The following is a 631-nucleotide window of genomic DNA, read 5'->3' as shown; positions in this document are numbered from 1 at the left end:
AGCAAAAAATCAGGCTATTAAACAGATGGATGCTATGTATCTTTTAGGATTTGGTCCACGTACTGCAAACGCATCAAAGGAGCTTATTGATATGCTCTATGGTGTAGGTCAAAATGGTAAGAGCTTATAACATGCTAGACACTCCATCCATTGTGCATACATCTGAAACAAAGGAGAATAAAAGAGTAAGTCGTGCGAACTTAGCAAAAATTTTGCTCTTAAGTTTAATTGTGTTTCTTATCTTCAGCATTTTTGGAGGACTCTTGCATGGTGCATCAAAGGCTTCTTTCATTGATTTCCTTCATGTAATGCTCACACAAGATTTTTCGATGAGTAGTAGAACGCGTGATTACCTCATACTTATAGACATAAGACTGCCGCGTATTATCTTGGGAGTGTTAGTTGGAGCAGCTCTTGCTGTCTCTGGTGTTCTCATGCAAGGTCTTTTCCGTAACCCTCTTGCAGATCCGGGGATTGTAGGCGTATCTGCAGGTGCCGGTCTTGGAGCTGTTTTAGCAATTGTTGTCGGTATTGCCTTTCCTTCTTCATTGGCACCTTTTCTAGAACCTTACAAGGTTATCATAGGTGCATTGTGTGGTGGTCTATTATCAACAATTGTTCTCTACGCGAT

General features: G+C 40.7%; 1 protein-coding gene and 1 pseudogene. Both read left to right on the top strand.

What is annotated here, in order from left to right:
- Positions 1–130 (top strand): annotated as a pseudogene (locus ACFINO_RS10970) (hemin ABC transporter substrate-binding protein); the annotation flags it as partial.
- A 1-nt stretch (position 131) separates the two neighbouring features.
- Positions 132–631 (top strand): iron chelate uptake ABC transporter family permease subunit (locus ACFINO_RS10965; RefSeq protein ID WP_375655881.1); only part of this gene is annotated, 500 nt, incomplete at its 3' end.

The organism is Bartonella sp. AA83SXKL (assembly GCF_042196965.1).
In the GTDB taxonomy this organism is placed as follows: Bacteria; Pseudomonadota; Alphaproteobacteria; order Rhizobiales; family Rhizobiaceae; genus Bartonella.
Note: the sequence above shows the minus strand (reverse complement) of the source record. Positions and strands in the feature narration are given on the sequence as shown.